The organism is Elstera cyanobacteriorum (assembly GCF_002251735.1).
Classification (GTDB): domain Bacteria; phylum Pseudomonadota; class Alphaproteobacteria; order Elsterales; family Elsteraceae; genus Elstera; species Elstera cyanobacteriorum.
In genome coordinates this window covers 42014-68591 of record NZ_NOXS01000024.1, presented here as the reverse complement: position 1 = coordinate 68591, position 26578 = coordinate 42014, and the positions used below count along the sequence as shown (strand labels likewise).

Here is a 26578-nt window from a genome sequence, read left to right as displayed (position 1 = left end):
AGAACGGCGCACCAAAAAGCAAAAAGCCGGGCACAAACGGCCCGGCTTTTCGATGCGCGACGAAAGATTAGAACGCCAGCGCCCGTGCCTCCACCACTTGCGGCAGGCGGCGCACCGCATCGAGCAACGCCGCCGGGATCGGTTGATCCACCTCCGTCAGCAGCACGGCATCGGCGCCGGGGGCTGTCCGCCCGAGATGGAAGGTCGCGATATTGACCCCCGCATCGCCCAGCACCCCACCGAGCGCACCAATGAAACCGGGCTTATCCCGATTGCGGATGAACAGCATATGCTGCCCCAATTCCGCTTCGAGCGGCACGGCGCCGAGCTTCACGATGCGCGGTAGCGTGGCCCCAACCAGGGTGCCTTGCAACACCAGCGGCCCGGTTTCGGTTTCAACAGTCAAAGATAGCAGCGTGTGATAATCGCTCGCCGTGTCGCGCGTCAGCTCGGCAATCTGAATATTGCGTTCCTTGGCAACAACGGGGGCGGAGACGATATTCACCCGGTCGAGCGCCGGTTTTAGCAGGCCGGTCAGCGCCGCCGCTGTAATTGGGCGGGTGTTGAGCGCGCTTGCCTCGCCATGAAACTCCACCGTCACCGCCGTAACGCCAGAGGTTAGCAATTGCCCGGCGAGCGAGCCGAGCTGTTCGGCAAGCCGGATATAGGGCGTGAGGCGCGGCGCTTCTTCTGCCGACACGCTTGGGACGTTGACCGCATTGGTCACAGCCCCGTCGAGCAGAAAATCCGACATTTGCTCGGCGATTTGCAGGGCAACATTTTCTTGCGCTTCGGTCGTCGCGGCGCCGAGGTGCGGGGTGACGACGATATTCTCCAGCCCGAAGAGAATATTGTCCTTCGCGGGTTCGACTGGGAAAACGTCGAGCGCCGCCGCCGCGACCTGCCCCGCCTCCAAGGCGGCCTTCAGATCGGCTTCGACGATCAGCCCACCGCGCGCGCAATTGATGATCCGCACGCCGGGCTTCATTTTGGCAAAAGCGGCGGCATTCAAAATATCGCGGGTATCATTGGTCAGCGGCGTATGGAGGGTGATGAAATCGGCGCGGGCGAGCAGATCGTCCAACTCCACCTTTTCCACCCCAAGCGCCTTCGCGCGCTCCACCGTCAAAAACGGGTCGAAGGCTACGACCTTCATGCGCAGCCCTAAGGCGCGGTCGGCAACGATGGCGCCGATATTGCCGCAGCCGATGATCCCCAGCGTTTTGCCCGTGACCTCGACCCCCATGAACTTCGATTTTTCCCACTTCCCGGCTTGGGTCGACCGGTCGGCCTGCGGGATTTGACGGGCGAGCGCGAACATCATCGCAATCGCATGTTCCGCCGTCGTGATGGAATTGCCGAAGGGCGTATTCATCACGACAATCCCCGCCTGGGTCGCGGCGGCGACATCGACGGTATCAACGCCAATCCCCGCGCGGCCAATCACTTTCAGGCCGGGGGCGGCGGCGATAATCTCCGCCGTGACTTTGGTGGCGGAGCGAACGGCGAGACCGTCGTAACCGCCGATGATCGCTTTAATATCGTCCGGCTTCAGGCCGGTTTTCACATCGACCTCGATGCCGCGCGTGCGGAAAATATCGACAGCGCGCGGGCTGAGGGAATCGGCAATCAGAACCTTGGGCATGGCACACCTCGAGGGATCGCGGCCCGGAGTATCCAGGCCGCGTTCTGATAAAAAACAGGGGGAAGACGCCTTAGGCGGCGACGGCCAGTTCGGCCTTCACGTGGGCATAGGCCCAGTCCAGCCAGGGCGTCAGCGCCTCAAGATCGGCGGTTTCGACCGTGGCACCACCCCAAATGCGCAAGCCCGGGGGGGCGTCGCGGTAGCCGTTGATGTCGAAGGCGATCTTTTCCTTCTCCAACCGGGCGGCGATGCGCTTTGGCACCTCGGCTTGGGCGTCCGCCGCAAGGCCGGTGAACCAGGGATCAATGATCTTCAGGCAGATCGAGGTGCAGGAGCGGGTTTCCGGCACATCCGCCAGGAAATCCACCCAATCGGTCCGCGCCACCCAGGCGGCCAGCGCCGCCAGATTGGCTTCGGAGCGGGCGATCAAGCCCGGCAGACCGCCAACGCCCTCGGCCCAGATCAGCGCGTCGCGGTAGTCTTCAACGCAGAGCATCGACGGCGTATTAATCGTCTCGCCCTTGAAAATCCCTTCGATCAGCTTGCCCCCCTTGGTGAGGCGGAAGATTTTCGGCAGCGGCCAGGCCGGAACATAAGTTTCCAGCCGTTCGACGGCGCGCGGGCTGAGAATAATCATGCCGTGCCCGCCTTCGCCGCCCAGCACCTTTTGCCACGAGAAGGTGGTGACATCGAGCTTCGGCCACGGCAAATCCATCGCAAACGCGGCGGAGGTTGCGTCGCAGATGGTCAGACCGCTGCGATCATCGGCGATCCAATCGGCGTTTGGCACCCGGACCCCGGCGGTGGTGCCGTTCCAGGTGAAGACGATGTCATGGTCCTTATTCACCTGCGCCAAATCGGGCAGCGCGCCGTAACCGGCTTTAAGCGTGCGGGCGTCAGGCAGCTTCAACTGCTTGACCACATCGGTCACCCATTCGGACCCGAAGCTCTCCCAGGTCAGCATATCGACCGGGCGGGCGCCGAGCAGCGACCAAAGCGCCATCTCCACCGCCCCGGTGTCGGACGCGGGAACGATGCCGATGCGATATTCGGCGGGAACCTGCAAAACCGCGCGGGTGCGGTCGATCACCTCGGCCAAGCGGGCTTTACCGGGCTTGCCGCGATGGGATTGGCCGAGAACGGCATCGGCCAGGGCCTGCGGCGTCCAGCCAGGCCGCTTGGCGCAGGGGCCGGAGCTAAAATAGGGGGAGTGCGGACGGACTACGGGCGTCGTCATTTTGGTATTCTCCGAAGGTCGGCGGCGCGCTCTCCGACCGGCTGCTTCGCGCCGGGACAAACGCTAAGCGATTTTTCAGGCTTCCGTCAAATCGTCTTGCGCCGTCAAAAACGCGCGGAAACGCAAATTTTTCTACCGCGCCCGCGAAATCGCGCTACATTGCAGTGCAAATCATCCGCCCCCGGAAATTTTCTCCGGGGTGGGTTGACGGCGTTATCCAACCGAATTACGGTCCCCTTTTGTACCGCCAGCCGCCATCGTTGCCCTTCATAGGTAGTGTGATGCCCCGTTTTTCGCTGAATGGTTTCCGTTTCCGCACCGCCTGCACGGCGCTGATGCTGCTGGCAAGCGCTACAGCGGCACCGCACGCGGCCCTGGCCCAAGGCGCACCACCGGCGCCGCCGGTCACCGTCGCGCCGCCGCTGGCGCAAAAGATAACCCAGTGGGACGAATATACCGGCCGGTTCGAAGCGGTGGAGCGCGTGGACCTGCGCCCGCGCGTGTCGGGCTATATCGAGCAAGTGCATTTCCGCGACGGGCAGATTGTGAAGAAGGGCGACCTTCTGTTCACCATCGACCCGCGCCCCTATGAAATCGCGCTGGAATCGGCCCGCGCCGACGTGGCCCGCACCCGCGCGCAGGTGCGGCTGAACGAAACCGACCTTGAGCGCGCCCAGGGCCTGATTAAGAATCAGACGATCACGGGCCGCGACCTCGATCAGCGCCAAGCCGCCCTGTCGGTCGCCCGCGCTCAGCAGGCCGCCGCCGAGGCTGCCGTGAAAAATGCCGCCCTGAACCTGGAATGGACGCAGGTGCGCGCCCCTATCGCGGGCCGAATTTCCGATAAGCGCGTCGATATCGGCAATCTCGTCGCCAGCGGCCAAAGCGCGACGCTGCTGACCACGATTGTGCGGACCGACCCCATCAACTTCAGCTTCGATGCGTCGGAAGCCGATTACATCCGCTACGCGCGCCTCGCCAAATCCGGCCAGCGCCCGTCGAACCGCGATAGCAACGGCAGCATCACCGTGCAGGTGCGCCTGGGCGACGAAACCGAATGGAAGCGCCAGGGCGGCCTCGACTTCATCGATAACGAACTCAACGGCCGGTCGGGCACGATCCGGGGCCGCGCCGTGTTCGAAAACGGCGATCAGTTCTTAACGCCGGGCAGCTTCGGGCGTCTGCGCCTGTGGGGCGGTGAATATGACGGGCTGCTGGTGCCCGATTCGGCCATCGTCTCTGATCAGGCGCGCAAAGTGCTGCTGACCGTTGGCCCCGACAATAAGGTCGTGCCGAAGGTCGTCACCCTTGGCGGCATCGATAATGGCCTGCGCGTTATCCGCGACGGGCTGAAGGGCGATGAGAAAATCATCATCGGCGGCAACGCCAATCCCTTCGTCCGCCCCGGCGGCACCGTTACGCCGATGCCCGGCGAAATCAAACCGGGCATGCGCTAAGCCTTTTCGCGTGCTTTTACCGTCGCGTTTCAAAGTTCCCCTATAGGATCCGGCAATGCGCTTTACGCATTTCTTCATCGACCACCCGATTTTCGCGACGGTGCTGTCGATCATTCTCACCATCGCGGGCGCCATTGCGCAAACGCGGCTGCCGGTCGCCGAATATCCTGAAATCGCGCCGCCGACGGTGAATATCACCGCGACCTATCCGGGCGCCGATGCGCAGGTGGTGGCCGATACGGTGGCAACGCCAATCGAGCAGGAAGTGAACGGCGTCGATGGCATGCTGTACATCAGCTCGCAATCGACCGGCGACGGGCGCATTTCGATCAACGTCGTCTTCAAGCCCGGCACCAACATCGATCAAGCGCAGGTGCTGGTGCAGAACCGCGTGTCGATTGCCGAACCGCGCCTGCCGGAAGAAGTGCGCCGCCTCGGCGTTAATGTGCTGAAAGCCTCGCCCGACCTGATGATGGTCGTGCATATGCTGTCGCCGGACGATAGCCGCGATCAGCAGTATATTTCCAACTATGCGACGCTTTATGTGAAGGACGTGCTGGCCCGCGTCGATGGCGTCGGCAATGTCACGGTGTTCGGCGCGCGCGACTACGCCATGCGCGTCTGGCTTGATCCGGCCAAAATCGCCGCCCGCAATCTGACCGCCGGCGAGGTAGTCGCCGCCATCCGCGCCGCCAACGTGCAGGTCGCGGCGGGCGCAATCAATCAGCCGCCCGCCAAAGCCGAAGCCGCCTTCCAGTTTACCGTGCGCACCCAGGGCCGCCTGTCCGATATTAGCGAGTTCGGTGCCATCGTCATCCGCGCCGATGGGGATGGCTCGTATATCCGCCTGCGCGACATTGCCCGGGTCGAACTCGGGTCGCAGGATTATACGCTCAACTCCCTGCTGAATAATAAGCCCGCCACTGCGCTGGGGATTTTCCAGCGCCCTGGCTCCAACGCGCTCGCAACGTCCGATACGATCTTGCGGGAAATGGAGCGGCTGAAAAAAGACTTCCCCGCCGGGTTGGATTATTCGGTGGTCTATAACCCGACCAATTTCATCGCCGAATCGGTCGATGAAGTGATCAAGACCCTGCTGGAAGCCGTGGTACTGGTCGTCGTCGTCGTCATTCTATTCCTCCAGAAATGGCGCGCGGCGATCATCCCGATCATCGCCATTCCCGTCTCTTTGGTCGGCGCCTTCCTGATCATGGGGGCCGTGGGGATTTCCTTTAATACCTTGTCGCTGTTCGGCCTCGTGCTCGCTATCGGGATCGTCGTCGATGATGCCATCGTCGTCGTGGAAAACGTCGAACGATACCTGCGCCAGGGGTTAACGCCGAAAGCCGCCGCCCATAAGACGATGGACGAAGTGGGCAACGCCCTGATCGCCATCGCCCTCGTGCTCTGCGCCGTCTTCATCCCCACGGCCTTCATTTCCGGGCTGCAAGGGTCGTTCTATCGGCAGTTCGCCGTGACGATTGCCGGGGCGACGCTGATTTCGGCCTTTGTCTCGCTCACCCTCTCCCCTGCCCTCGCCGCCATCCTGCTGAAGCCGCATAGCGAGGAACCGCATGGGCCGCGCTGGCTGCAAATCTTGGGGTCGCCGATTACTTGGTTCTTCGCCAAGTTCGATGCGGCCTTTGAAGGGCTCGGCAGGGGCTATGCCGGGCTAACCCGCCGCCTCGTCCGCCTCAGCCTGATCGTGCTGCCGATCTATGTGGCGCTGCTTGGGCTGACCTATGAACGGCTCCAGGCGACCCCGACCGGGCTGATCCCGCAGCTTGATCGCGGTTATCTGATCGGCGTCGTGCAACTGCCGCCAGGGGCGACGCTGGAGCGGACGGATAGTGTGATCCGCCGCGCGTCCGACATTATCCGCGCCCATCCCGGTGTGCAGAACGCCATCGCCTTCGCCGGTCTCGATGGGTCAACCTTCACCATCGCCCCGAACAATGGCGTGGTCTTCATCGGCCTGAAAGACTTTAAGGAGCGGGCGAAGCTGGGGGTGACCACCCAAAGCATCGTCGGCGATCTGCGCAAGCAACTCTTCCAACTCTCCGATGCCTTTGCGCTTGTCGTGGAACCGCCCTCGGTTCCCGGTATCGGCACCGGCGGCGGGCTGAAGGGCTATGTGCAGGATCGCGCCGGGCGCGGCCTGCCCGCGCTGGAAGGCGCCACCTGGGCGATGGCCGGGCCTCTGGGTCAGAACCCCAACTTCACCTCGGCCTTCACCTTCTTCAACACGCGCACGCCGCAGATCTACGCGGATATCGACCGGGTGAAGGCGGAAACCCTGGGCGTGCCGATCACCCGCGTCTTCGAAACCCTATCGGTTTACATGGGGTCGGCCTTTGTCAACGACTTCAACATCCTCGGCCGCACCTTCCGCGTGACGGCACAGGCCGATAATCCCTACCGCCTGACGACGCGCGATATCGCCAATCTGAAAACCCGCAATCAGGATGGCCAGATGGTGCCCATCGGCTCCGTCGCCACCTTTAGCGATGTGACCAGCGCCTATCGTGTGCCGCGCTACAACCTCTATCCCGCTGCCGAACTGCAAGTGTCCTTGGCCCGCGGTTATTCGAGCGGCGAGGCGATCAAGACGATGGAGGCCCTGGCCGCCGAAAAGCTACCGCCGGGCTTCGGCTTCGAATGGACCGAAATCGCCCTGCAAGAAAAGCTGGCGGGCAATACCGCGATTTACGCCTTCGTGCTGGCGGTCGTCTTCGTCTTCCTGCTACTAGCGGCCCTTTATGAAAGCTGGCTGCTGCCGCTCGCCGTCGTGCTGATCGTGCCCATGTGTATCCTAGCGGCGATGATCGGCGTCGGCACCCAGAACCTCGACCGCAATATCCTCGTCGATATCGGCCTTGTCGTGCTGGTCGGCCTTGCCGCGAAGAACGCCATTCTGATCATCGAGTTCGCCAAACAGGCCCATGAGGAGGGGATGAGCCGCTTTGAAGCCGCCGTCGCCGCCGCCCGCACCCGCCTGCGCCCCATCGTCATGACCTCGCTGGCCTTCATCCTCGGCGTCGTGCCGCTGGTACTGGCCCAGGGCGCCGGGGCGGAAATGCGCCAGTCGCTCGGTACCGCCGTCTTCTCCGGCATGCTGGGGGTGACGTTGTTCGGGCTGATCTTCACGCCGGTCTTCTATGTCGTCTGCCAAGGCTTCTCTGACCGCGCCAAAAAGCGCCGCCAGGCGGCCCAAGGCCACCATGAGCCGGAGGCCACTCCGGTATCAGAAACCCCGAACGCCTAAAAATAAAGCAGCCTTGTCCTATTTTTCGGGGCGAACCCCCGGGCGGGACAGGGCTGCCCCCCGCAGAAGACGTCAACTCGTCCCAAAATCGTCACAGTTCCCTCTCGATTTCCCGGCAGACCTGCCCCATACTGCGACACTATGACCACTAAAGGAGCAGGGGCCGAACCCCCGCCACTCGCTGGGTTGGGAGGAACCATGAAGAAAATTTGCGCCACGTCGGATGCTATTCGCGGCCGCGGCCTTGCCGGAAAATTAATGGCAGCAATGGGTATTATTGTTGCCACAACCCTCGGGTCGGCAGTGGTCGGGGTTCTATTCGTCCAGGATTTTACGGATACTTTCCGAAATTTGTCGGAAACCCAGGTTCCGGCAGTCACCTACGCGGGCGAACTGTCCGAATCCGCCGCCTCGCTGGTCGCCGCCGCCGGGCTGATCGGTAATGCGCGCAGCCAAGGCGATCAGGAAAACGCCTTCACCAATTACGAAGCGGCTTACGGCAAGCTCAAAGGCGCGCTCGGCCAGCTCAAGACCCTCTCGAACCAAGCCGAAACCCTGCAAGCCGTCGAGCTTTACACCGACCGGCTGCGCGAGTTGATCGAGTTGCAAAACGATCTGACCACCAAGCGCCTAGAGCTGTCAGACACGCAAACCCAGCAGATGAATGAGTTGCGCAGCAAGCACAGCAAACTGCTGGACCTGCTGACCGCCCCGATTGGCTTTACCACCCGCCAGATGAGCATCGGCATGGCCGAAATCTCGCAGCGGCTGGATGACCTCAATCAAGCCCCTGAGCGGGAACTGAAGGCAAAGCTGACCGAGGCACAAAAAGACATCAATAGTCAGCTCGAAACCATCGAGAATTACAGTTTCGGGGGCTTCCGGCGCTATTTGACTGCCGTGTCCAACGCCAATCTCTTCGTCGGCTACATGGCGGAAGCCGCCAATACGCCCGATGGCGGGCGCCTGTCGCTGATCAAACTGCGCACCGACCCGCTGGCAGCCGAACTGCGCGGCCTTGCGATGCGTTTGCGCGGCGATGCGACCTTAGGGCAATTGGGCACTGCGGCCTCCCAAGCCATCGAAGATATGTTGGTCTTTGGGGCGCCGCCGCAAGGCCAGGCCACCGCCACGACGATCCTCACCCGCCGTCAGGACGAGTTGCGCGCCCGCACCGATGCCGAAGTGGCGCTCGGGGAAACCGCCTCCTACGCCCGCGCCCTGCAGTCGGCGGTAAGCCGGTTGGTCGAGGAAGTGCAAGCCCAAGTGAAGGTGAAGACCGAAACCGCAAATTCCGACAGTCTGCGCGCCCAGACCGTGCTGATCGTGCTCGGCGGGGCTGCACTGATCGCCGCCCTGCTGATCGGCTGGTTGGTGGTCCTGCGCTCCATCGTCGGGCGACTCACCCGCCTGTCGGGGGCAATGCGACGGCTGGCCGATGGCGATCTGACCGTGGCCACGCCGAAAAGCGGCACCGACGAAATCGGCGCGATGGCTGCGGCGATGGAAGTCTTCCGCGCCAATGCCCTGGCAGTGAAGGAAGCCGAGCGGCACGCAGCGGAAGAAAGCGCCCGCGCCGCCCAGGAACGCCGCCGGGCGCGCTTGGAACTGGCCGATACCTTCGAGGATACGGTGAAAACCGTCGTCGATCAGGTGGCCGGGTCAGTCCATGCCCTGCGCGGCACCGCCGATAGCGTGTCGCAGACGGCCGACGAAACCCAGCGCGAAGCCGGGGAAGCCGCCACCCTGTCGCAGCACGCCACCCATAATGTGCAAACCGTTGCCTCGGCGGCGGAAGAGCTGCTGGCGTCGATCCGCGAAATCTCCCGCCAGGTTAACCGCTCGTCGGAAGTTACGCGAGTTGCCGTGCAGGATGCCGAGCGGACCAATGGCATCGTCGAAAACCTGAATAATGCCACCAGCCGCATCGATGAAGTGGTGCGCCTGATCAATGATATCGCCGGGCAGACGAACCTATTGGCCCTCAATGCCACCATCGAAGCCGCGCGGGCGGGCGATGCAGGCAAGGGGTTTGCGGTCGTCGCCTCCGAAGTCAAAACCCTCGCCGGGCAAACGGCAAAAGCGACCGACGAAATCCAGCGCCAGATTTCGCAGGTCCAAAGCACCACCAACGATGTGGTCGGCGCTATTCGCCAGATCGTGCTGACCATTCAGCAGCTCGACGAAATCTCCTCGGTCGTTGCCACGGCCGTCGAGCAGCAGGGCGCCGCCACCCAGGAAATCGCCCGCAACGTCTCGGAAGCCGCGACCAGCACCGGCGAGGCGCTGGAGCGCATCACGACGGTGACGGAAGCCGCCGTTCTGGCCGGGAAATCGGCAGGTATCGTTCAGCAGGCCACCCATGTGATGGCGCAGAATACCGATATGCTGTCGGAAGAAGTGCAGCGTTTCTTAACGCAAATCCGGGCTTAGACCCAAGCCATCGCACAATAAAAAAGGGCGGAAGCACCAGCTTCCGCCCTTTTGCTTTACCGCGCCAGCGGCTTGTATTTGATGCGGTGCGGCTGATCGGCATCCGCCCCCAAGCGGCGCTTGCGATCCGCTTCGTAATCCTGGTAGTTCCCTTCGAACCACACCACTTGGCTGTCGCCTTCGAACGCCAGGATATGGGTGGCGATCCGGTCGAGGAACCAGCGATCATGGGTGATGACCACGGCGCACCCGGCATAATCCAGCAGGGCTTCTTCCAGCGCGCGCAGCGTATCGACGTCGAGATCGTTGGTCGGTTCGTCGAGCAGCAGCACATTCGCGCCGGTCTTCAGCATCTTGGCGAGATGGACGCGGTTGCGCTCCCCGCCCGACAGCATGCCAACCTTCTTCTGCTGATCCGCGCCCCGGAAGTTAAACAGGGCGCAATAGGCGCGCGAGGGCATCTTGCGGCGCCCCAGGTCGATTTCATCCTGCCCGCCGGAAATTTCTTCCCAAACGGTCTTATTGGCATCGAGCGCGTCGCGCGACTGATCAACATAGCCGAGCGCCACCGTATCACCGACGCGGAAAGTCCCGCCGTCTGGCTGTTCCTGCCCGGTGATCATGCGGAACAGCGTCGTCTTCCCGGCGCCGTTCGGGCCGATGACGCCGACGATGCCGCCGGGGGGCAAGCGGAAGGACACATCGTCGATCAGCAGCCGGTCGCCGAAACCTTTCTTCAGGTGTTCGGCTTCAATCACGACATTCCCCAGGCGCGGGCCGGGCGGCAGCACGATCTGGGCGGTTTCTGGCGCCTTTTCCTTCGACTGATTGACGAGATCGTCATAGGCCGCCAGACGCGCCTTAGACTTGGCTTGGCGGGCCTTCGGGCTTTGCGACACCCATTCCAGTTCCCGTTCCAGGGTCTTCTGGCGGGCGGCTTCCTGCTTACCTTCCTGCTCCAGCCGCTTTTGCTTGTCGGCCAGCCAGCCGGTGTAATTGCCGTGGAAGGGATAGCCCTGGCCACGATCCACTTCCAGGATCCATTCCGCGACTTCATCGAGGAAGTAGCGATCATGGGTTACCGCCACGACGGTGCCCTTATAATCATGGAGGAAGCGTTCGAGCCACGCGACCGATTCGGCGTCGAGATGGTTGGTCGGTTCGTCGAGCAGCAGCATGTCCGGCTTTTCCAGCAGCAGACGGCAGAGCGCGACCCGGCGGCGTTCCCCCCCGGAGAGTTTGGTTACATCGGCATCGCCCGGCGGGCAGCGCAGCGCATCCATCGCGATTTCGATGGTCCGGTCGAGATCCCAACCGTCAATCGCGTCGATCTGTTCCTGCAACTCCGCCTGTTCGGCGATCAGCGCATTCATCTCGTCGTCGGACAGTTCTTCGGCGAAGCGGGCGGAAACGGCGTCAAACCGGTCGAGCAGCGCCTTGGTTTCCTTCAGCCCGTCCATGACATTGCCCATCACGTCCTTCGCCGGATCGAGATGCGGTTCCTGAGACAAATAGCCCACCTTGGCGCCTTCCGCCGCCCAGGCCTCGCCGCCGAATTCCTTATCGAGGCCCGCCATAATCTTCATCAGGGTCGATTTACCGGCGCCGTTCGGGCCGATAACGCCGATTTTGGCGCCGGGCAGAAAGCTCAGCCAAATGTTATCCAGCGTCTTCTTACCGCCCGGATAGACTTTCGACAGCCCCTTCATCACATAGATATATTGATAAGCGGCCATCCTGCCCCCCTCCCCCTAAAATCGAAAAAAATCGCTCCGCCTTGTGCCACAGCGGGCGGGCGGAAACAATCGCGATCACGTGTCGGACGAGGAGGCGGGGGACAGCGCATTCCCGACCGGATGGGTCACGCGCATCAGATTGCGGTTATAGGTTTCATTGAGGAAAAAGAAACCGATGATCGCCGACGCGGCGGCCACGATGATCGGGTACCAAAGCCCCGCATAGATATTTCCGGTTTCCAGCACCATGCCGAAGGCAATCACCGGCAACATACCGCCGAACCAACCGTTACCGAGGTGATAGGGCAGCGACAGCGAGGTAAAGCGGACCCGCGTGGGAAACAGTTCGACCAGAAAGGCGGCAATCGGCCCATAGACCATCGCGACGAAGGTCATCAGCACGGTCAGCAATCCGATGGCGAGGGGGAAGTTGATTTGCGCCGGGTCGGCCCGCTCCGGGTAGCCCGCCGTGCGCAAGGCCATCGTCAGCCCCAATAGGGTTTCATCGACCGGAATGCCCTGCCCCGCAATCTTCACGCTCAGCGGCTGGCCGGGCGACGTTTCCCACTCGTAGGGGATGCCGCCGCGCGACAGTTGGGCGCGCACCAGATCGCAAATCGTCGCCTCGCTTCGCCACAGCATCGCCGAACAATCGCTGCCGCTGACGCTAATCGGCGCCGCCTGGGAGGCGCGCACAAGGGCGGGATTGGTCGCCAGTGTCAGCCCCTTAAAAACTGGGATGAGACTAACGGCAGCAATCAGGCAACCGGCAATCATGATTGGTTTGCGCCCGATCAGATCAGAGAGATAGCCAAACAGGACGACAAACGGCGTTCCCAACAGCAGCCCGGCGGCAACCAACAGGGTTGCGGTATCGTGCGGCACCTTCAGCGTGCTTTGCAGGAAGAACAGCACATAGAATTGCCCAGCATACCAAATCACCGCCTGCCCCGCCGTTGCCCCGAACAGCGCCAGCAACATCCAGCGCAGGTTGCGCCAGCGCAGCAGCGAGTCGGTGATCGGCTGTTTCGACGTCTGCCCGCGCGCCTTAAGCTCGGTAAACAGCGGCGATTCGTGCAGGCGGACGCGGATATAGACCGATAGGCCGAGCAGCAGGATGGAGGCGATAAAGGGTAGCCGCCAGCCCCATTCCAGAAATTCTGCTGGGCTTAAACTGGCCCGGCAAATCAAAACCACGATCAACGATAAGCCGAAGCCGAGGGTTGCCGTCGTCTGAATCCAACTGGTGTGCAACCCGCGCCGGTTGGCTGGTGCATGTTCGGCAACAAAGATCGCCGCGCCGCCATATTCGCCGCCAAGGGCGAGGCCTTGGGCGAGCCGCAGGATGATCAGTAGAATTGGCGCCGCAAGGCCGATCTGTTCATAGGTCGGCAACAGTCCGACCAGCGCGGTCGAACTGCCCATCACGAGAATGGTCAGCAGAAACGCATATTTTCGCCCGATAAAATCCCCAAGCCAACCAAAGACCAGCGCGCCGAAGGGCCGAACGGCAAACCCCGCGCCGAAGGCGGCCAGACTGGCGAAAAAGGCGAAACTTTCGTCGATAGGCGGAAAAAAAACATGCCCCAGCACCGACGCCAGGGCACCGTACACATAGAAATCGTACCATTCGAATAAAGCCCCTAACGAGGCCCCACCGATGATCCGAAATGAATTATACCGCCCTTTCCCGGGCGCCCGTGGCGGCGCGCCGGTAGCATCCCCCGAAATCACCGCTGTTCTCCCCTGGCCGCTCTGGCGGCGGCTTCGTGCGGATCACTCCCTGCGGTGAGTTTAAGGATTTTTGGCCCGGTGTAAATCACCGGGGCCATTTAAGCCTAGGACCAGACCGGATCGGACAGGGCCGCGAAAGCGTTTTTCAGCGAACTCGACCATTGTTGACGAATGGTGCTGAAATAGGGGTCGGTCTCATCGATCTTGCGGTGTAGGGCCAGCGTCAGCGCGTCGGTGCGATAGAGTACCAGATCGAGCGGCAGTCCAACCGAGAGGTTCGAGCGAAGGGTCGAATCCATCGAGATCAGCGCCAGCTTCACCGCCTGCTCCAACGCCAAATCGTGGCTAAGCGCGCGGTCGAGGATCGGCTTGCCGTATTTCGTCTCGCCGATCTGGAAATAGGGGGTATCGTCGGTCGCTTCGATAAAATTCCCGGCAGAATAGATCAGGAAAAGCCGGGGCGCCTCGCCCTTGATTTGGCCGCCCAGCAGGCAAGAGATATTAAAACCGCTGCCATCCTTGGCTTCCAGCCGCGATCCATCGATCTTGTGAACCGTGCGAATCGCCTCGCCGATCAATTGCGCGGCTTCAAACAGATTGCGCACGGTTTTCATCGTGCTGGGCTCGTCATGCCCGGGCAACACCAGCCCTTCGTTGATGAAATGCACGACCGATTGGCTGATGGCCAGATTGCCCGCCGTCGCCAGCAAAATGGTCCGGTCGCCCGGTTCTTCCCAAACATGCATTTTGCGGAAGGTCGAAATATGGTCGATACCGGCATTGGTGCGCGAGTCCGACACCATGACAAGCCCATCGCGCAACCGCATTCCAAGACAGTAGGTCATTGTTTTTCTTTGTTTTTGTTTTAGAGCCTTATTGCTGGGTCGCAGTGTAGGGATTGTTGGGCCGCCGTTCCAGCGGGGAAACGGAGACATTGACCGCCAAGGTCTCGCCGCCCCCGCCGCCGCGCATTCCGCGCACCGGGCACCCGTCGCTGTAATCGGTGCCGATGGCAACGCGAACATAAGAGGCCGTTGGGCAGATACCATTCGACGGGTCGAATCCCACCCAGCCAAGGCCCGGCACATAGGCTTCCGCCCAAGCGTGCCCAACGTCCTGCGGACCGGAGACCGGGCCGGACAGGAGATAGCCCGAGACATAGCGGGCCGGAATACCATTCGCCCGCGCGATGGCAATAAACACATGGGCATGGTCCTGGCACACCCCGGCGCCCTTCACCAAGGCTTCCGCCGCCGTGGTGCCCGCTACCGTCACCCCCGGCTGATAGGGCATCCGATCGACAATCGCGCGCAGCAGGTGATGCAGGAAATCCAGGCGCTGGGCCGGGCGGTGCCGGGTCACATCGCGGTTGAACGCCCGCATTTGGAGGCCCGCCTCCCCCGTGCCGAGGCCGGTCAACGGTCCCTCGCGCAGCCAATACTCGGGCGGCAGGGCGCCCGCCCCATCCTCGCCCAGCACCCCCGCTTGATCGACCGTCTCAACCCGGCCGCGCGCCACCAATTCGATTTCGGTCAGCGGTTCGTGCAGATAGAGGCTGTGAACGAGGTTGCGATGGCCATCGCGCCAGGGGAACAGGTCGCCCGGCGCTTCCACGGCCCAGGCATGAACCTTTTGGCCGTTGCACTCCCCCGGCGACAAGCGCAGGTATTGCACCGCCGTCGTCGGCCCATCGAACCGATAGCGGGTACGGTGCGTGATATCCAGAATCAGACGGGACGCCACGGCGGGTTTCCTTGTCGCTGGAGGGACGGGGGCGCGGGGTTGCGGGCGGGGTTAGGGGTTGATCAGATAGTTGCGGGTGATTTCCACCCCCAGGTCATTATTTTTATCGATGAACTCCACCAAGAATTCGTGAAGACCGCGCTTAAAAATATCATCGACCTTGCCGTAGCGCAGACCGGACGCCAGCACCCCGCACAGCCGGTGACATTCGTGGCGCGTCCCGTAGATCTGGGCGAGCGCATCGAGATTGTCCATGATCTGGGTTAAGCAAAAGTGCAAAGACCGGGGCAGGTCCGAGCGCAGGATCATCAATTCCGCCACGCGCCACGGTAAAACCGCACTGCTATAGACCCGGCGGTAGGTGCGCAGGGCATTGATGCAGTTGAGAATTTCCGTCCATTGATAGTAATCGACGCCGCCGCCCACTTTTTCGCCCTGGGGCAGCAGAATATGATACTTCGAATCGAGGATGCGGGCGGTATTATCGGCGCGCTCGATGTACGTGCCGAGCGACAGAAAGTGATAGGCCTCGTCGCGCAGCAGCGTCGTTTCGCACGCCCCGGCCACTAGGATCATCTGGCGCTTGGTCCAATCGAGAAAATCTTGAATGGCGCTGCCGATCAGCGGCTTATCAAGCTTACTGCGCAGTTGGATCGACGCCTCGTTGAGATATTCCCAGACCGAAACGGTCAAGTTATTGCGTTCCGCCCGCGCATTATAGCGCGCCGCTTGGATGGAGGCGGCGATGCTGGACGGGTTGCTGCTATCCACCCCCATGAAGGTGACAAAATCGCCGACCGCGCGATCCGGGTATTTCTTTTCGAAATTCTCGTCCAAGCCGAAGGCCATTGCCAGCGACTGCCATTCGCGGCTGCCCCCGGCCATCAGCCACATGCGGTTGGTCGCTTCCAGCATGCGGGCGGTATTGGTGGCGCGCTCGATATAGCGCCCCATCCAGTAGATATTTCCTGCGGTACTGCTCAGCATTCTCGCTACGCCCTTCCGATCAATGGTCCGCCAGCACCCAAGTATCCTTGGTGCCGCCGCCTTGGCTGGAATTCACCACCAGCGAGCCCTTGCGCAAGGCAACCCGCGTCAGCCCGCCGGGCATGATGGCAATTCGGTCGCCCGACAGCACAAAGGGCCGAAGATCGACGTGGCGGGGGGCGATACCCTCCTCCACAAAGGTCGGGCAGGTGCTAAGCGACAAGGTGGGCTGGGCGATGAAATTGGCGGGATTGGCCAGCAGCTTTTCCCGGAAGGTTTCGATTTCCGCCTTGGTCGACGTCGGGCCGACCAGCATGCCGGCGCCGCCGGAGCCGTGAACCTCCTTGACCACGAGGTCTTTCAAATTCTCCTTCACATACAAAAGATCCTGCGCCTCTGAACAGCGGTAGGTCGGCACATTTTGTAGGATCGGTTCTTCCCCAAGATAAAAACGGATCATCTCGGGAACGTAACAATAGGTGGCCTTATCGTCGGCAATCCCGGTGCCGCAGGCATTGGCCAACGAGATATTCCCCGCCCGGTAAGCGCCGATAATGCCGGGGATGCCCAGCATCGAGTCGGGCCGGAACGCCAGCGGATCGAGGAACACGTCGTCAACCCGGCGGTAGATCACATCCACCTGCTTCGGCCCGCGCGGGGTGCGCATATAGACCTTATGGTCATCGACGAACAAATCGGTGCCGCGCACCAGTTCCACCCCCATTTCGTCGGCCAGGAAGGCGTGTTCGAAATAGGCGCTATTATACGGGCCGGGGGTGAGCAGCACGACGCAGGGGTCGCTGCTGGCCGCCGGAAAAGCCGTTGCTTTCAGCGTATTCAGCAGCTCTTCGGCATATTGCGCCACCGGCTGAATGCGGTTCTGGGTGAAGAGCGACGGCACGAGGCGCATCATCACCTCGCGGTTCTCCAGCATATAGGATACGCCGGACGGCACCCGGCAGTTATCCTCCAGCACATAGAACTGCCCTTCGGAGACGCGCACCAGATCGACGCCGCAGATGTGAGCGTAGATGCTGCCCGGCAGGTCGAAATCCTGCATGACCGATAGGAACTGATCGTTGCGCACAATCTGCGCTTCCGGGATTTTGCCGGCGCGGCAGATGTCGCGGCGGTGGTAAGCGTCGTGCATAAAGGCGTTCAGCGCCCGCACGCGCTGGCGCAACCCCGCTTCCAGCTTATCCCATTCGGTTTTGCCCAAGACCCGGGGGATCAGGTCGAAGGGGATCGAGCGTTCATGGCCATTCGCGGACCCATAGGCCCCGAAGGTAATGCCCATACGCTCGTACAAAAGATCGGCCTGCAATTGCATGCGGCCATGTTCCCCATCCGGCATATTCGACAACCATTGATCGACGCCAGCGAAAGCGGGGCGGATTTTGCCATCCGTGCCGCGCATTTCGTCAAAGATGGGGCGGTTTGCTGCGGTTTCGGCCATGCGTCCCCCCTATATGGTGAAGCCTCAGTCACAACGATGCGTGGAACCGGCGCTGCCCGCAAGAGGATGACGTGTTTTTAACGGATTTTATCTGATAGTTGCCCATAATAGCGGCAACTGACGAAAGCCGCGCCAGTCGCCGCCCCAATTTTAAGCGCCTACATATACAGTTTTTCGCCCTGAAGCCCGGTGTAGAGACCGGCAACCCACTCGCCATAGCCGTTGAAGAGTTGCGTTGCGACGCGCTCCCCCGTCAGGGTCCGTTCGCTCGCTTGGCTCCAACGCGGATGCGGCACCTGCGGGTTCACATTCGCCCAAAAACCATATTCGCTGTCTTGTAGTTTTTCCCAGAAGCTGACCGGGCGCTTGTCGGTAAAGCTGATCTTGGTGATCGACTTGATCGACTTGAAGCCATACTTCCACGGCAGCACCAAGCGGATTGGCGCCCCCATCTGCTTTGGCAGCGGCTTGCCGTAGGCGCCGGTGGCGATAAACGCGAGATCGTTCATTGCCTCGGCAACCGTTACGCCTTCGATATAAGGCCAAGGCTGCCAAAACTGGCGCTGACCGAAGGCCATAGCCGAATCGAGGAAAGTCTCGAAGCGCACATATTTGGCCGCGCTGGTTGGCGCCGCTAATTTGACCAAGGCGGCGAGCGGGAAGCCGGTCCAGGGAATAACCGCTGACCAGGCTTCGACGCAGCGGAAGCGGTAAACCCGTTCCTCCAAGGCCATCTTGCCGATCAACTCATCGGCATCCAAGGTCAGCGGCTTTTCGACCAGACCGTCGATGGTGACTTTCCAAGGGCTGGTTTTCAGCGCCTGGGCGGCATCGGCAACATATTTCGACGTGCCGAACTCATAAAAATTATTATAGTTGGTCGCCAGCTTCTCCGGCGTTTCCGGCCGGTCCACCGGATAGGTGGACGTGCGCGGATACGGGTAAGCCGCCGCCGCTGCGCCCGGCAGCAAAGCCCCGGCACTCGCCAGCAGCGGCGCCGCCCCCATCGCTTTCAACACAGAGCGGCGGTTGAAGAACACGGACTCCGGCGTCGCCGACGCCTCGGGCAAAGCCCAGGAACGGGGAAAATGCAGCGGCATGACGATCTCTTCCGGTTAGGGCGGGACATAGGCGTACCGCCATCCAAGTGGATTTCGGTTGCGCCCCCGGCAAGGTTACGGCCTGATCTTAGCGAAAGACGCAGGCCGCCGAAATTTTTCCGGTGATCCGGCGAGAGGCCCAGCCCGAACAAGAAAAAAGAACAAAGGCTTCGGACGCTCGATGACGACACCCCCGCCCCTGCTGCTTTGGTTTCGCAATGATCTTCGGCCGGGGGATAATCCCGCCTTTGCGGCGGCAGTTGCCACCGCGACCGAGCAGAAAACCAGCCTGATTGCATTTTATTGCCATGACGAAACAAGCCCGAGTTTCCGCCCGCTCGGCGGTGCAGTGCGCTGGTGGCTGCACCAGAGCCTGACGGCGCTAGGGGCCGACCTAGCCGCTTACGGCATTCCCCTGGTTCTGCGGCAGGGCGCGGCGGCCACCGTCGTTCCCAGTCTCGTTACCGAAACCGGCGCTCGGCAGCTCTTCTGGAACCGGCGCTATGAGGCGGCGGAAATTGCCGTCGATACCGCCCTGAAGGCCGATCTAACCGCCCGAGGCGTACAGGTTGCCAGCAGCAATGCGGCCTTATTGGTCGAACCTTGGGAGGTCAAGACCGGCCAGGGCAAACCGTTCCAAGTGTTTAGCCCTTTCTGGAAAACCGCGCGGCCCCTCGCCGCCAATCGTGCCCCCTTGCCCCAGCCGCCGGTTCAGCGCCTGTCGGAGGCCCCCGCCGTTGCCAGCGACGCGCTAGCGGCTTGGGGGTTTCTACCGACTCGCCCCGACTGGGCGGCCGGGCTGCGCGAGGCTTGGACGCCGGGGAGCGCCGGAGCGCAGGCCCGGCTTAGCCAGTTTCTCATGACCGCCCTTAAATCCTATGCCGACCGCCGCGACCGGCCCGATCTGCCCGCGACCAGCGGCCTGTCGCCGCACCTGCGCTTCGGCGAGATTGGGCCGCGCCAGATTTGGGCCGCCACCGATCTTGCCTGTCAGGGCCAGTTGACCGAGCGGGGACCGGAGAGTTTTACGCGGGAATTGGGCTGGCGCGAGTTCAGCTATCACCTGCTCTATCATCAACCGCAGATCGCCACGCGCCCGATCCGCGCACAGTTCGAAGCCTTCCCGTGGCAGGCCGACGAGGCCGTGCTGCGGGCGTGGCAAAAGGGGCTGACCGGCTATCCCATCGTCGATGCCGGCATGCGCCAACTCTGGCAGACAGGCTGGATGCACAATCGCGTGCGCATGCTCGTCGGCTCCCTCCTGGTCAAACACCTGCTGCAGCCCTGGCAAGCGGGGGAGGAATGGTTTTGGGATACGTTGGTTGATGCTGACCCGGCCAGCAATCCCGCAAGCTGGCAGTGGGTCGCTGGGTGCGGCGCCGATGCAGCGCCCTATTTCCGCATCTTCAACCCGGTGCTTCAGGGCGAAAAGTTTGATCCCGAGGGCGATTATGTGCGCCGTTGGGTGCCTGAACTGGCCCGGATGCCCGCCGCTTTCATCCATAAACCGTGGGACGCCCCGACCTTAGTGCTGCGCGAGGCCGGGGTGCAACTGGGACACACCTACCCGAAACCCTGCATCGGTCTTAGCGAGGGGCGCGACCGTGCCCTTGCCGCTTTCCATGCCCTTAGCCCTGCGGAGACCGCTTAGCATGAACCCTGCTGCACGCATCGCAATCATCGGGTCAGGCATCTCCGGTCTCGGCGCCGCTTGGTCATTACGTAATCAAAATATTACCCTCTTCGAAAAAGAAGCCCGCCCCGGGGGCCATTCGAATACGCTTGAGGTTATGGCAGAGGGGCGCCCAGTCGCCGTCGATACCGGGTTTATCGTTTATAACGAGCGCAACTATCCGAATCTCACCCAGATGTTCCGCCATTTGGACGTGACGACGGCAGCAAGCGATATGAGCTTCTCCGTCTCCGTCGATGGTGGGCGGCTGGAGTATTCCGGCACCTCCACCGCGGCGCTGTTTGCCCAAAAGCGCAATATCGTAAACCTGCGCCACTGGGGCATGATCCGCGATATTCTGCGCTTTTTCCGCGACGCCCAGGCGTTGTTGGAAGACGCGAGCGCCCCCGATCTGACGCTAGGGGATTTCCTTAAGCGCGGCGGTTATGGCGAGGCCTTTATCCAAGATCATTTGCTGCCGATGGCGGCTGCAATCTGGTCGGCCCCAATGGCAACCTTACGCGGCTTCCCGGCCCGCAGTTTTGCCCGGTTTTTCAGCAATCACGGTCTCCTGAGCGTCAACGACCGCCCGCAGTGGCGCACGGTTGCCGGGGGCAGTCAGACCTATGTGCGCCGCCTGCTGGCCGACCTGCCGGGCATTACCCTGAATGCCGGGGTGGAAGCCCTGCGCCGCAGCGGGGCCGGGGTCGAAATCCGGCGCCAGGGGGCCTGGGAACGCTTCGATGCCGTCATCCTCGCCTGCCATGCCGACCAAGCGCTGGCGCTACTCACCGATGCCGATGCGACAGAACGCAGCCTCTTGGGCGCCTTCCGTTTCCAGCCGAACATCGCCTATTTGCACCGCGACCCGGCCCTGATGCCACGCCGCCGCCGCGCCTGGGCAAGCTGGAACCATTTATCGCGAACCCAAAACGATCAGCGCGACGAGGCCGCAAGCGTCGCAGTGACCTATTGGATGAACCGGTTGCAACCGCTACCGACCACAACCGATTTCTTCGTTACGCTGAACCCTTTCACCCCGCCCGATCCAGCACGGACCGACGCGCGCATCGTTTATGATCACCCGATCTTTGACCATGCGGCGCTGGATGCCCAGGGTCGGCTAAGCCAGATGCAGGGCTATCGGAACTGCTTTTATGCCGGGGCCTGGATGGGCTATGGTTTTCATGAAGATGGGCTGCGCAGCGGCCTGACCGCTGGTCTGGCGCTCGGCGGGTCGGTCCCTTGGCTGACCGGTGCCGAGACGCGGCAGGCGGCGGAATAGAGTTTCTGTAAGCGATGGAACCCTGTTTATACCAAGGCAGCGTCACCCATACTCGGCTGGCGCCTTTCCGGCACCATTTCGCCTACCGGGTTTTTTCGATGCTGTTGGACATCGATGGGGTTCCGCAACAAACCGCGAAAACCCGGTTTTTCTCTCATAATCGCTGGAATATCCTCGCTTTCTTCGACCGCGACCACGGCGCGCGCGACGGCAGCCCGGTGCGCCCGTGGATCGATGGGGTGCTGCGGGCCAATGGCTATGATCCCAGCGGCTGGCGCGTCTGGTTGCATTGTTTCCCGCGCCTGTTTGGCTATGTTTTCAATCCGCTATCGATTTATTTCTGCTGTGACGCAGAGGGGCAGTTGCGCGCCTTGCTCTATGACGTGCGCAATACCTTTGGCGACAAGCATGGCTATCTGATTCCAGTGACTGCGGCGGGCGTTGGGCCCATCGAACACGGGTGTGCCAAAGGGTTTCATGTTTCGCCCTTTTTCCCGCTGGAAGGTCGCTATACCTTCACCCTCACCCCGCCGGGGGAGCGGCTTGCCGTGCGCATTACCCTATCGGATGCCACCGGGCCGACCTTGATCGCCGCCCAAACGGGCAAACGGGTGGCGCTGTGTGACCGGAATATTCTTAAACTTGTGCTGTCGCATCCGTTAATGACACTCAAAGTTATTGCAGCCATCCATTGGGAAGCCTTATGGATTTGGAAGAAGGGCGCGGCGTTCCATCGCCGCCCGGAACCGCCCGGCCAGGAGGTAACCGCTATCCTACCGGTCGATCCGCTTCCGCAACAGTCGCGCGCCTCGGGAGGGTGACATGAGCGATACCGTCTTTTCTGCCGCCTTGCCGGAGGCGCCGGGCCTGCACCTGCTGCCGCCCACGGCCCGGCTGCCCGCGCCGCTGCGCCCGATCCTGCGCGCCGCCGACCGGATGAAAAGCGGTACGCTGACCGTTATTCTTCCGAACGGCCACCGCCTGATGGTGCGCGGTCAGGAACCGGGACCGGTCGCCGAACTGCATTTGCATCGCAACCGCCTGTTTCGCCGCGTGCTGATGGGGGGCCATGTTGCCTTCGCCGAAGCCTATATGGACGGCGACTGGGATAGCCCCGATCTTGCGGCCCTTATCTCGTATCTCGCCCGCAATGAAAATGCGCTGGCGATTGATGGGCGCTGGTGGACGCGGGCGCTGAGCCTAGTTCTGCACCGTCTGCGCGACAATACGAAGCGCGGATCCCGCAAGAATATCGCCTTTCATTACGATCTCGGAAATAATTTCTACCGCCTGTGGCTCGACCCGAGCATGACCTATTCCTCCGCCGTCTTTGCCACGGGGGCCGAAACGCTGGAGCAGGCCCAGACCGAAAAATACGCCCGCATGGCGGCGCTGATCGACCTGAAGCCGGGCGATCATGTGCTGGAAATCGGCTGCGGCTGGGGCGGTTTTGCCGAATTGGCGGCCCGGCGCGGCGCCCGCGTCACCGGCCTCACCCTGTCGAAAGAGCAAAAGGCCTATGCCGAAGCGCGGCTCGCGGCAGCAGGTCTCGCGGATCGCGTCGAAATCCGGCTGCAAGATTACCGTGACACCCCCGGCACTTTCGATGGCATCGTCAGCATCGAGATGATCGAGGCGGTCGGCGAAGCCTATTGGCCGGTCTATTTCAAAGCCATTCACGATCGGCTGAAGGCCGGGGGGCGCGCCGCCATTCAGGCGATCACCATCGACCCCGCGCGGTTTGAACCCTATCGCCGGTCGCCGGATTTCATCCAGCGCTACATCTTCCCGGGCGGCATGCTACCGACCGTCGAACGCCTTCAGCACGAAGTGGCGCGCGCGGGCATGCTGTGGGAAAAGCTCGACGGGTATGGCCGCGACTATGCCCGCACCCTGCGCGAGTGGCGGGAGAAGTTCGACGCGACCTGGGATAAGATCGCGCCCTTGGGGTTCGATGCCCGCTTCCGCCGCATGTGGCGCTATTATCTCGCCTATTGTGAAGGCGGCTTCGATGCCGGGTCGATTGACGTGGTCCAACTCGGCATCCAGAAAACCTGATCAGCCCAGCAGCCAGCGCACCAGCAAAGGCAGCAGAATGGCGCTGGCGAGGGCATTGATCCCCATCGCAAGGCCGGAGAAAGCGCCCGCCACTTCGTTGATCTGCAACGCCCGCGCCGTGCCGATGCCGTGGGCCGCGACCCCGGTGGCGAAGCCGCGCACACGCCAATCCTTGATCCGCAGGGCGTTCAGCAAATACGTCGTCACCATCGCGCCGGTAATGCCAGTCAGCATGACCAGCACCGCCGTCAGCGATGGCAGCCCGCCTAATTGCTCGGAAATCCCCATCGCTACCGGCGCCGTTACCGATTTTGGGGCGAGGGAGATCAAGGTGCGGTCGGACGCGCCAAGCAGTTTTGCGATCCCGACCGCCGAAACCGCTGCCGTAATCCCGCCCGCAACCACCGCGACCAGCAGGGCAAAGGCCGAGCGGCGCACCGCGTTCACCTGTCGGTACAATGGCAGCGCCAGCGCCACCGTGGCTGGGCCGAGCAGGAAATGCACGAACTGCGCCCCGGCGAAATAAGTCTTATAATCGGTCCCCGTCGCCATCAGCAGACCGACCAGAATCAAGACCGCGATCAACACCGGATTGAAAAACGGGCGTTTATCGGCCTTCTCATAGATCCAATGGCCGATTTGATAGGCCACCAGCGTTAGGGTTAGCGCCAGCAGCGGGCTGGTCGAAAGATAGACCCAGGCTTGATACAGATCGTTATTCATTCCGCCGCCCCCGGCTTCTCGGCGCCGTCACGCGGCAACAGCAGCTTCATGATCATCGCCGTTACGGCAATCGTCAGCGTTGTCGAAACAACCAAGGAGGCGGCAATCGCCTCCCACTCCGCCGCAAACAGCGGCAGATAGAGCATGACGCCGACCCCCGCTGGCACGAACAGCAGCGAAAGATGCTTGAGCAGTGTCCCGCCGACCAACTCGATATCCTGGGGAATACCGCCGCGCAGCAATAGCCCGCAGAACAGCAGCGCCATCCCCAACACCGGCCCGGGTACCGGCAGCCCCAAACCACGCACGGTCGCCTCGCCGATCAACTGGCAAACCAGCAGAATGGTGAACCCTTTCAGCATGATCGCTCCTTACCGCTGAACCCCCCGCCCCTTCCCATGCTAACGCATGCCCAGCGCCGCTGTCCCCTGCGCTCTCGCTGCGGCTTTCCCGTATCGACGGCGGGCGTTGGGGCTGTGACATACAAAAACGGGGCGGCAAAAGAGGCTTTGCATCGGACGCCAGATCGGATAAGCGATATATAAAATACGCCTTAAAGCCCGACTTTTGGAGAGACGCTTAGAATGACCGCCGTAGCGCAATCCGCCTCAGCGCGGTGGGGAAGTCTTTCGTGGCGGTCCCGGTCGGACGGGGCGCGTTCCGGGCGCCGGGGATTATCGGCCGCCGATTGCTTGGCGCTGCTGCACGCCGTCGATCAGGTTACGACCGGGGCGGATGTTACGGCGGCAACGCGGGCCGTCCTCCGCTTGCTCTGCGACGCGCTGGATTGGCCCATCGGTCACGCCTACCGCCGCACGCCGGACGGTATGGCCGCGTCGCTGCGGTTATGGCATTGCGCGCCCGATCTGGCGCCGGAAACCGTGCGGGAGTTTGTGAGCGCGAGCGAGACCATCCGCTTTGCCCCCGGGAAGGGCATGGTCGGGGCGGTCTTGCGCGATGGCACCCCGCAGGCGATCCTGGATGTCACTAAGGCCCCCGGATTTGCCCGCGCCGCCGCCGCCAAGGCCAATGGCTTGAAGGGCGCTTTGGCCTTCGCCGTCGCCGGGCGACAGGGGACGGAGTTGATCCTCGAGGTCTTCACCCGGTCGGAAGCGGCGCTTGAGCCAACCATTGTCGGGCTACTGAGCCATGTCACCGCCGCACTGGCGCGGGTGGTGACCGAAGAGACCCTACAAGCCGACCGGCAAGTGCTGACGGCACAGTTTCGCAGCACGCTTGGCGATATCGGCAATGGAATTTCCAGCGCGGTCACCAGCCTCGCCAGCACGGTCGAACAGTTGCAGCAGGCAGAAGCCCTGACCCGTCAGCGGGCAGAAGGGCTGCGGGAGGGGTTTGAAACGGTCCTCGACTCCCAACGGCAAACCGGAACCGTCCTGAGCGATTTAACCGAGGTCAGCGACCGGTTGGAACAGAATATCGATGCCACCGTAACGATCGCGCGGACCCTAACCGACCTATTGGGGACGGTGAAAGGTACCACCGACAGTCTGGCGACCACCGGCGATGAGGTGCGCACGGCGCTGACCCAGGTTGTTTCGGTTGCCGATCAAACCAAGCTGCTTGCCCTGAATGCGAGTATCGAAGCCGCCCGCGCCGGAGAGGCTGGGCGCGGTTTTGCCGTCGTCGCGACCGAGGTCAAGGCGCTTGCCGGGCAGGTCGGCGGCGTCGCCAGCACGCTCGGGGATAAGATGGGCGACATGCAAGACGCCATTGGCTCGGTGCTTCGCGCGGTTACCCAGATGCTCGGCGGGCTGGGGCAGTTCGACCAGCGCAGCACGGTTCTGGTCGAAACGGTTGGCACACAACGCACCTGCGGGGCCACGATTGCCGCCATCGGCACCGATCTTAGCCGGACGACGGAGAGCGTGCAGCGCGATCTTCTGGCGCTGGCCCAAGCGCTGGATGAAAATATGGCCGCAGCCCAGGCGGTTGCCCACGGCGCCCAGACCCTGACGGGTCTGAACGGCCAGTTGCAGGGGGAAAGCCGCGAGTTTCTGGAACGCTTGGGCCAGAAGGCGGCCTAGCG

At 62.3% G+C, this 26578-nt stretch carries 19 protein-coding genes; 8 read left to right on the top strand and 11 right to left on the bottom strand.

Going from position 1 to position 26578, the window contains the following annotated elements; all coding sequences use genetic code 11:
- Positions 1 to 67: 67 nt before the first annotated feature.
- A complete protein-coding gene (gene serA, locus CHR90_RS02720) occupies positions 68 to 1645 on the bottom strand; it encodes a phosphoglycerate dehydrogenase (RefSeq protein ID WP_094407447.1) in 1578 nt (525 codons plus the stop codon).
- Between the two features lie 70 nt (positions 1646 to 1715).
- Positions 1716 to 2882 carry a phosphoserine transaminase gene (locus CHR90_RS02715; protein ID WP_094407446.1) on the bottom strand — a complete coding sequence of 389 codons (1167 nt, stop codon included), beginning with the start codon at positions 2880 to 2882 and terminating at the stop codon, positions 1716 to 1718.
- Between the two features lie 281 nt (positions 2883 to 3163).
- Between CHR90_RS02715 and CHR90_RS02710 the strand changes: the two genes are divergently transcribed.
- The 3 genes from CHR90_RS02710 to CHR90_RS02700 all read left to right on the top strand — a co-directional run bounded on the left by CHR90_RS02710 (position 3164) and on the right by CHR90_RS02700 (position 10037).
- Entirely contained in the window at positions 3164 to 4339 is a 1176-nt protein-coding gene (locus CHR90_RS02710) for an efflux RND transporter periplasmic adaptor subunit (protein ID WP_094407445.1), read from the top strand.
- A 55-nt stretch (positions 4340 to 4394) separates the two neighbouring features.
- Positions 4395 to 7604: an efflux RND transporter permease subunit gene (locus CHR90_RS02705; protein ID WP_094407444.1), complete on the top strand. Its 3210-nt coding sequence runs from the start codon at positions 4395 to 4397 to the stop codon at positions 7602 to 7604.
- Between the two features lie 198 nt (positions 7605 to 7802).
- Positions 7803 to 10037: a methyl-accepting chemotaxis protein gene (locus tag CHR90_RS02700; RefSeq protein ID WP_170941266.1), complete on the top strand. Its 2235-nt coding sequence runs from the start codon at positions 7803 to 7805 to the stop codon at positions 10035 to 10037.
- Between the two features lie 56 nt (positions 10038 to 10093).
- Here CHR90_RS02700 and ettA read toward each other — a convergent pair whose 3' ends face one another.
- The 7 genes from ettA to msrP form a co-directional block, all read right to left on the bottom strand.
- The gene (ettA, locus tag CHR90_RS02695) at positions 10094 to 11773 is read right to left on the bottom strand and encodes an energy-dependent translational throttle protein EttA (protein ID WP_094407442.1); all 1680 of its coding nucleotides are present in this window, start codon (positions 11771 to 11773) and stop codon (positions 10094 to 10096) included.
- 75 nt (positions 11774 to 11848) lie between these two features.
- Complete coding sequence (locus CHR90_RS02690) at positions 11849 to 13507, bottom strand: MFS transporter (RefSeq protein WP_094407441.1); 1659 nt, start codon at positions 13505 to 13507, stop codon at positions 11849 to 11851.
- A gap of 104 nt (positions 13508 to 13611) precedes the next feature.
- Positions 13612 to 14352, bottom strand: a complete 741-nt coding sequence (locus tag CHR90_RS02685; RefSeq protein ID WP_094407440.1) for a proteasome-type protease — start codon at positions 14350 to 14352, stop codon at positions 13612 to 13614.
- Between the two features lie 28 nt (positions 14353 to 14380).
- A complete protein-coding gene (locus CHR90_RS02680) occupies positions 14381 to 15250 on the bottom strand; it encodes a transglutaminase family protein (protein WP_094407439.1) in 870 nt (289 codons plus the stop codon).
- A 51-nt stretch (positions 15251 to 15301) separates the two neighbouring features.
- Positions 15302 to 16237, bottom strand: a complete 936-nt coding sequence (locus CHR90_RS02675; protein ID WP_094407438.1) for an alpha-E domain-containing protein — start codon at positions 16235 to 16237, stop codon at positions 15302 to 15304.
- Between the two features lie 19 nt (positions 16238 to 16256).
- On the bottom strand, positions 16257 to 17693 hold the full coding sequence (locus CHR90_RS02670; protein WP_094407437.1) for a circularly permuted type 2 ATP-grasp protein: 1437 nt from the start codon (positions 17691 to 17693) through the stop codon (positions 16257 to 16259).
- A 158-nt stretch (positions 17694 to 17851) separates the two neighbouring features.
- The gene (gene msrP / locus CHR90_RS02665) at positions 17852 to 18793 is read right to left on the bottom strand and encodes a protein-methionine-sulfoxide reductase catalytic subunit MsrP (RefSeq protein ID WP_094407436.1); all 942 of its coding nucleotides are present in this window, start codon (positions 18791 to 18793) and stop codon (positions 17852 to 17854) included.
- Between the two features lie 181 nt (positions 18794 to 18974).
- Here msrP and CHR90_RS02660 point away from each other — a divergent pair, with 181 nt between their 5' ends.
- The 4 genes from CHR90_RS02660 to CHR90_RS02645 are packed head-to-tail and all read left to right on the top strand — an operon-like array spanning position 18975 to position 23808.
- Complete coding sequence (locus CHR90_RS02660) at positions 18975 to 20444, top strand: cryptochrome/photolyase family protein (RefSeq protein ID WP_094407435.1); 1470 nt, start codon at positions 18975 to 18977, stop codon at positions 20442 to 20444.
- Position 20445: 1 nt separating this feature from the next.
- Positions 20446 to 21750 carry an NAD(P)/FAD-dependent oxidoreductase gene (locus CHR90_RS02655; protein ID WP_094407434.1) on the top strand — a complete coding sequence of 435 codons (1305 nt, stop codon included), beginning with the start codon at positions 20446 to 20448 and terminating at the stop codon, positions 21748 to 21750.
- Positions 21751 to 21764: 14 nt separating this feature from the next.
- Positions 21765 to 22571, top strand: a complete 807-nt coding sequence (locus tag CHR90_RS02650) for a DUF1365 domain-containing protein (RefSeq protein ID WP_094407433.1) — start codon at positions 21765 to 21767, stop codon at positions 22569 to 22571.
- A 1-nt stretch (position 22572) separates the two neighbouring features.
- Positions 22573 to 23808 carry an SAM-dependent methyltransferase gene (locus tag CHR90_RS02645; RefSeq protein ID WP_094407432.1) on the top strand — a complete coding sequence of 412 codons (1236 nt, stop codon included), beginning with the start codon at positions 22573 to 22575 and terminating at the stop codon, positions 23806 to 23808.
- On the opposite strand, the gene CHR90_RS02640 is transcribed toward CHR90_RS02645, so the two are convergent.
- Positions 23809 to 24531: an LrgB family protein gene (locus CHR90_RS02640; protein ID WP_094407431.1), complete on the bottom strand. Its 723-nt coding sequence runs from the start codon at positions 24529 to 24531 to the stop codon at positions 23809 to 23811.
- Positions 24528 to 24893, bottom strand: coding sequence for a CidA/LrgA family protein (locus CHR90_RS02635; protein WP_094407430.1), 366 nt, complete (start codon positions 24891 to 24893; stop codon positions 24528 to 24530). Before CHR90_RS02635 ends, CHR90_RS02640 begins: the two co-directional genes overlap by 4 nt.
- Positions 24894 to 25115: 222 nt before the next feature.
- Between CHR90_RS02635 and CHR90_RS02630 the strand changes: the two genes are divergently transcribed.
- Positions 25116 to 26576 carry a methyl-accepting chemotaxis protein gene (locus CHR90_RS02630; protein ID WP_094407429.1) on the top strand — a complete coding sequence of 487 codons (1461 nt, stop codon included), beginning with the start codon at positions 25116 to 25118 and terminating at the stop codon, positions 26574 to 26576.
- Positions 26577 to 26578 lie beyond the last annotated feature (2 nt).

What these genes read in the sequence shown, in the direction of transcription:
- CHR90_RS02685 (WP_094407440.1), bottom strand. Translation starts at nt 14,352, where the DNA reads ATGACCTACTGTCTTGGAATGCGGTTGCGCGATGGGCTTGTCATGGTG.
- CHR90_RS02710 (WP_094407445.1), top strand. Translation starts at nt 3,164, where the DNA reads ATGCCCCGTTTTTCGCTGAATGGTTTCCGTTTCCGCACCGCCTGCACG.
- CHR90_RS02640 (WP_094407431.1), bottom strand. Translation starts at nt 24,531, where the DNA reads ATGAATAACGATCTGTATCAAGCCTGGGTCTATCTTTCGACCAGCCCG.
- CHR90_RS02700 (WP_170941266.1), top strand. Translation starts at nt 7,803, where the DNA reads ATGAAGAAAATTTGCGCCACGTCGGATGCTATTCGCGGCCGCGGCCTT.
- CHR90_RS02645 (WP_094407432.1), top strand. Translation starts at nt 22,573, where the DNA reads ATGAGCGATACCGTCTTTTCTGCCGCCTTGCCGGAGGCGCCGGGCCTG.
- CHR90_RS02655 (WP_094407434.1), top strand. Translation starts at nt 20,446, where the DNA reads ATGAACCCTGCTGCACGCATCGCAATCATCGGGTCAGGCATCTCCGGT.
- msrP (WP_094407436.1), bottom strand. Translation starts at nt 18,793, where the DNA reads ATGCCGCTGCATTTTCCCCGTTCCTGGGCTTTGCCCGAGGCGTCGGCG.
- CHR90_RS02635 (WP_094407430.1), bottom strand. Translation starts at nt 24,893, where the DNA reads ATGCTGAAAGGGTTCACCATTCTGCTGGTTTGCCAGTTGATCGGCGAG.
- CHR90_RS02705 (WP_094407444.1), top strand. Translation starts at nt 4,395, where the DNA reads ATGCGCTTTACGCATTTCTTCATCGACCACCCGATTTTCGCGACGGTG.
- CHR90_RS02650 (WP_094407433.1), top strand. Translation starts at nt 21,765, where the DNA reads ATGGAACCCTGTTTATACCAAGGCAGCGTCACCCATACTCGGCTGGCG.
- CHR90_RS02715 (WP_094407446.1), bottom strand. Translation starts at nt 2,882, where the DNA reads ATGACGACGCCCGTAGTCCGTCCGCACTCCCCCTATTTTAGCTCCGGC.
- CHR90_RS02675 (WP_094407438.1), bottom strand. Translation starts at nt 16,237, where the DNA reads ATGCTGAGCAGTACCGCAGGAAATATCTACTGGATGGGGCGCTATATC.
- CHR90_RS02630 (WP_094407429.1), top strand. Translation starts at nt 25,116, where the DNA reads ATGACCGCCGTAGCGCAATCCGCCTCAGCGCGGTGGGGAAGTCTTTCG.
- ettA (WP_094407442.1), bottom strand. Translation starts at nt 11,773, where the DNA reads ATGGCCGCTTATCAATATATCTATGTGATGAAGGGGCTGTCGAAAGTC.
- CHR90_RS02670 (WP_094407437.1), bottom strand. Translation starts at nt 17,693, where the DNA reads ATGGCCGAAACCGCAGCAAACCGCCCCATCTTTGACGAAATGCGCGGC.
- CHR90_RS02660 (WP_094407435.1), top strand. Translation starts at nt 18,975, where the DNA reads ATGACGACACCCCCGCCCCTGCTGCTTTGGTTTCGCAATGATCTTCGG.
- serA (WP_094407447.1), bottom strand. Translation starts at nt 1,645, where the DNA reads ATGCCCAAGGTTCTGATTGCCGATTCCCTCAGCCCGCGCGCTGTCGAT.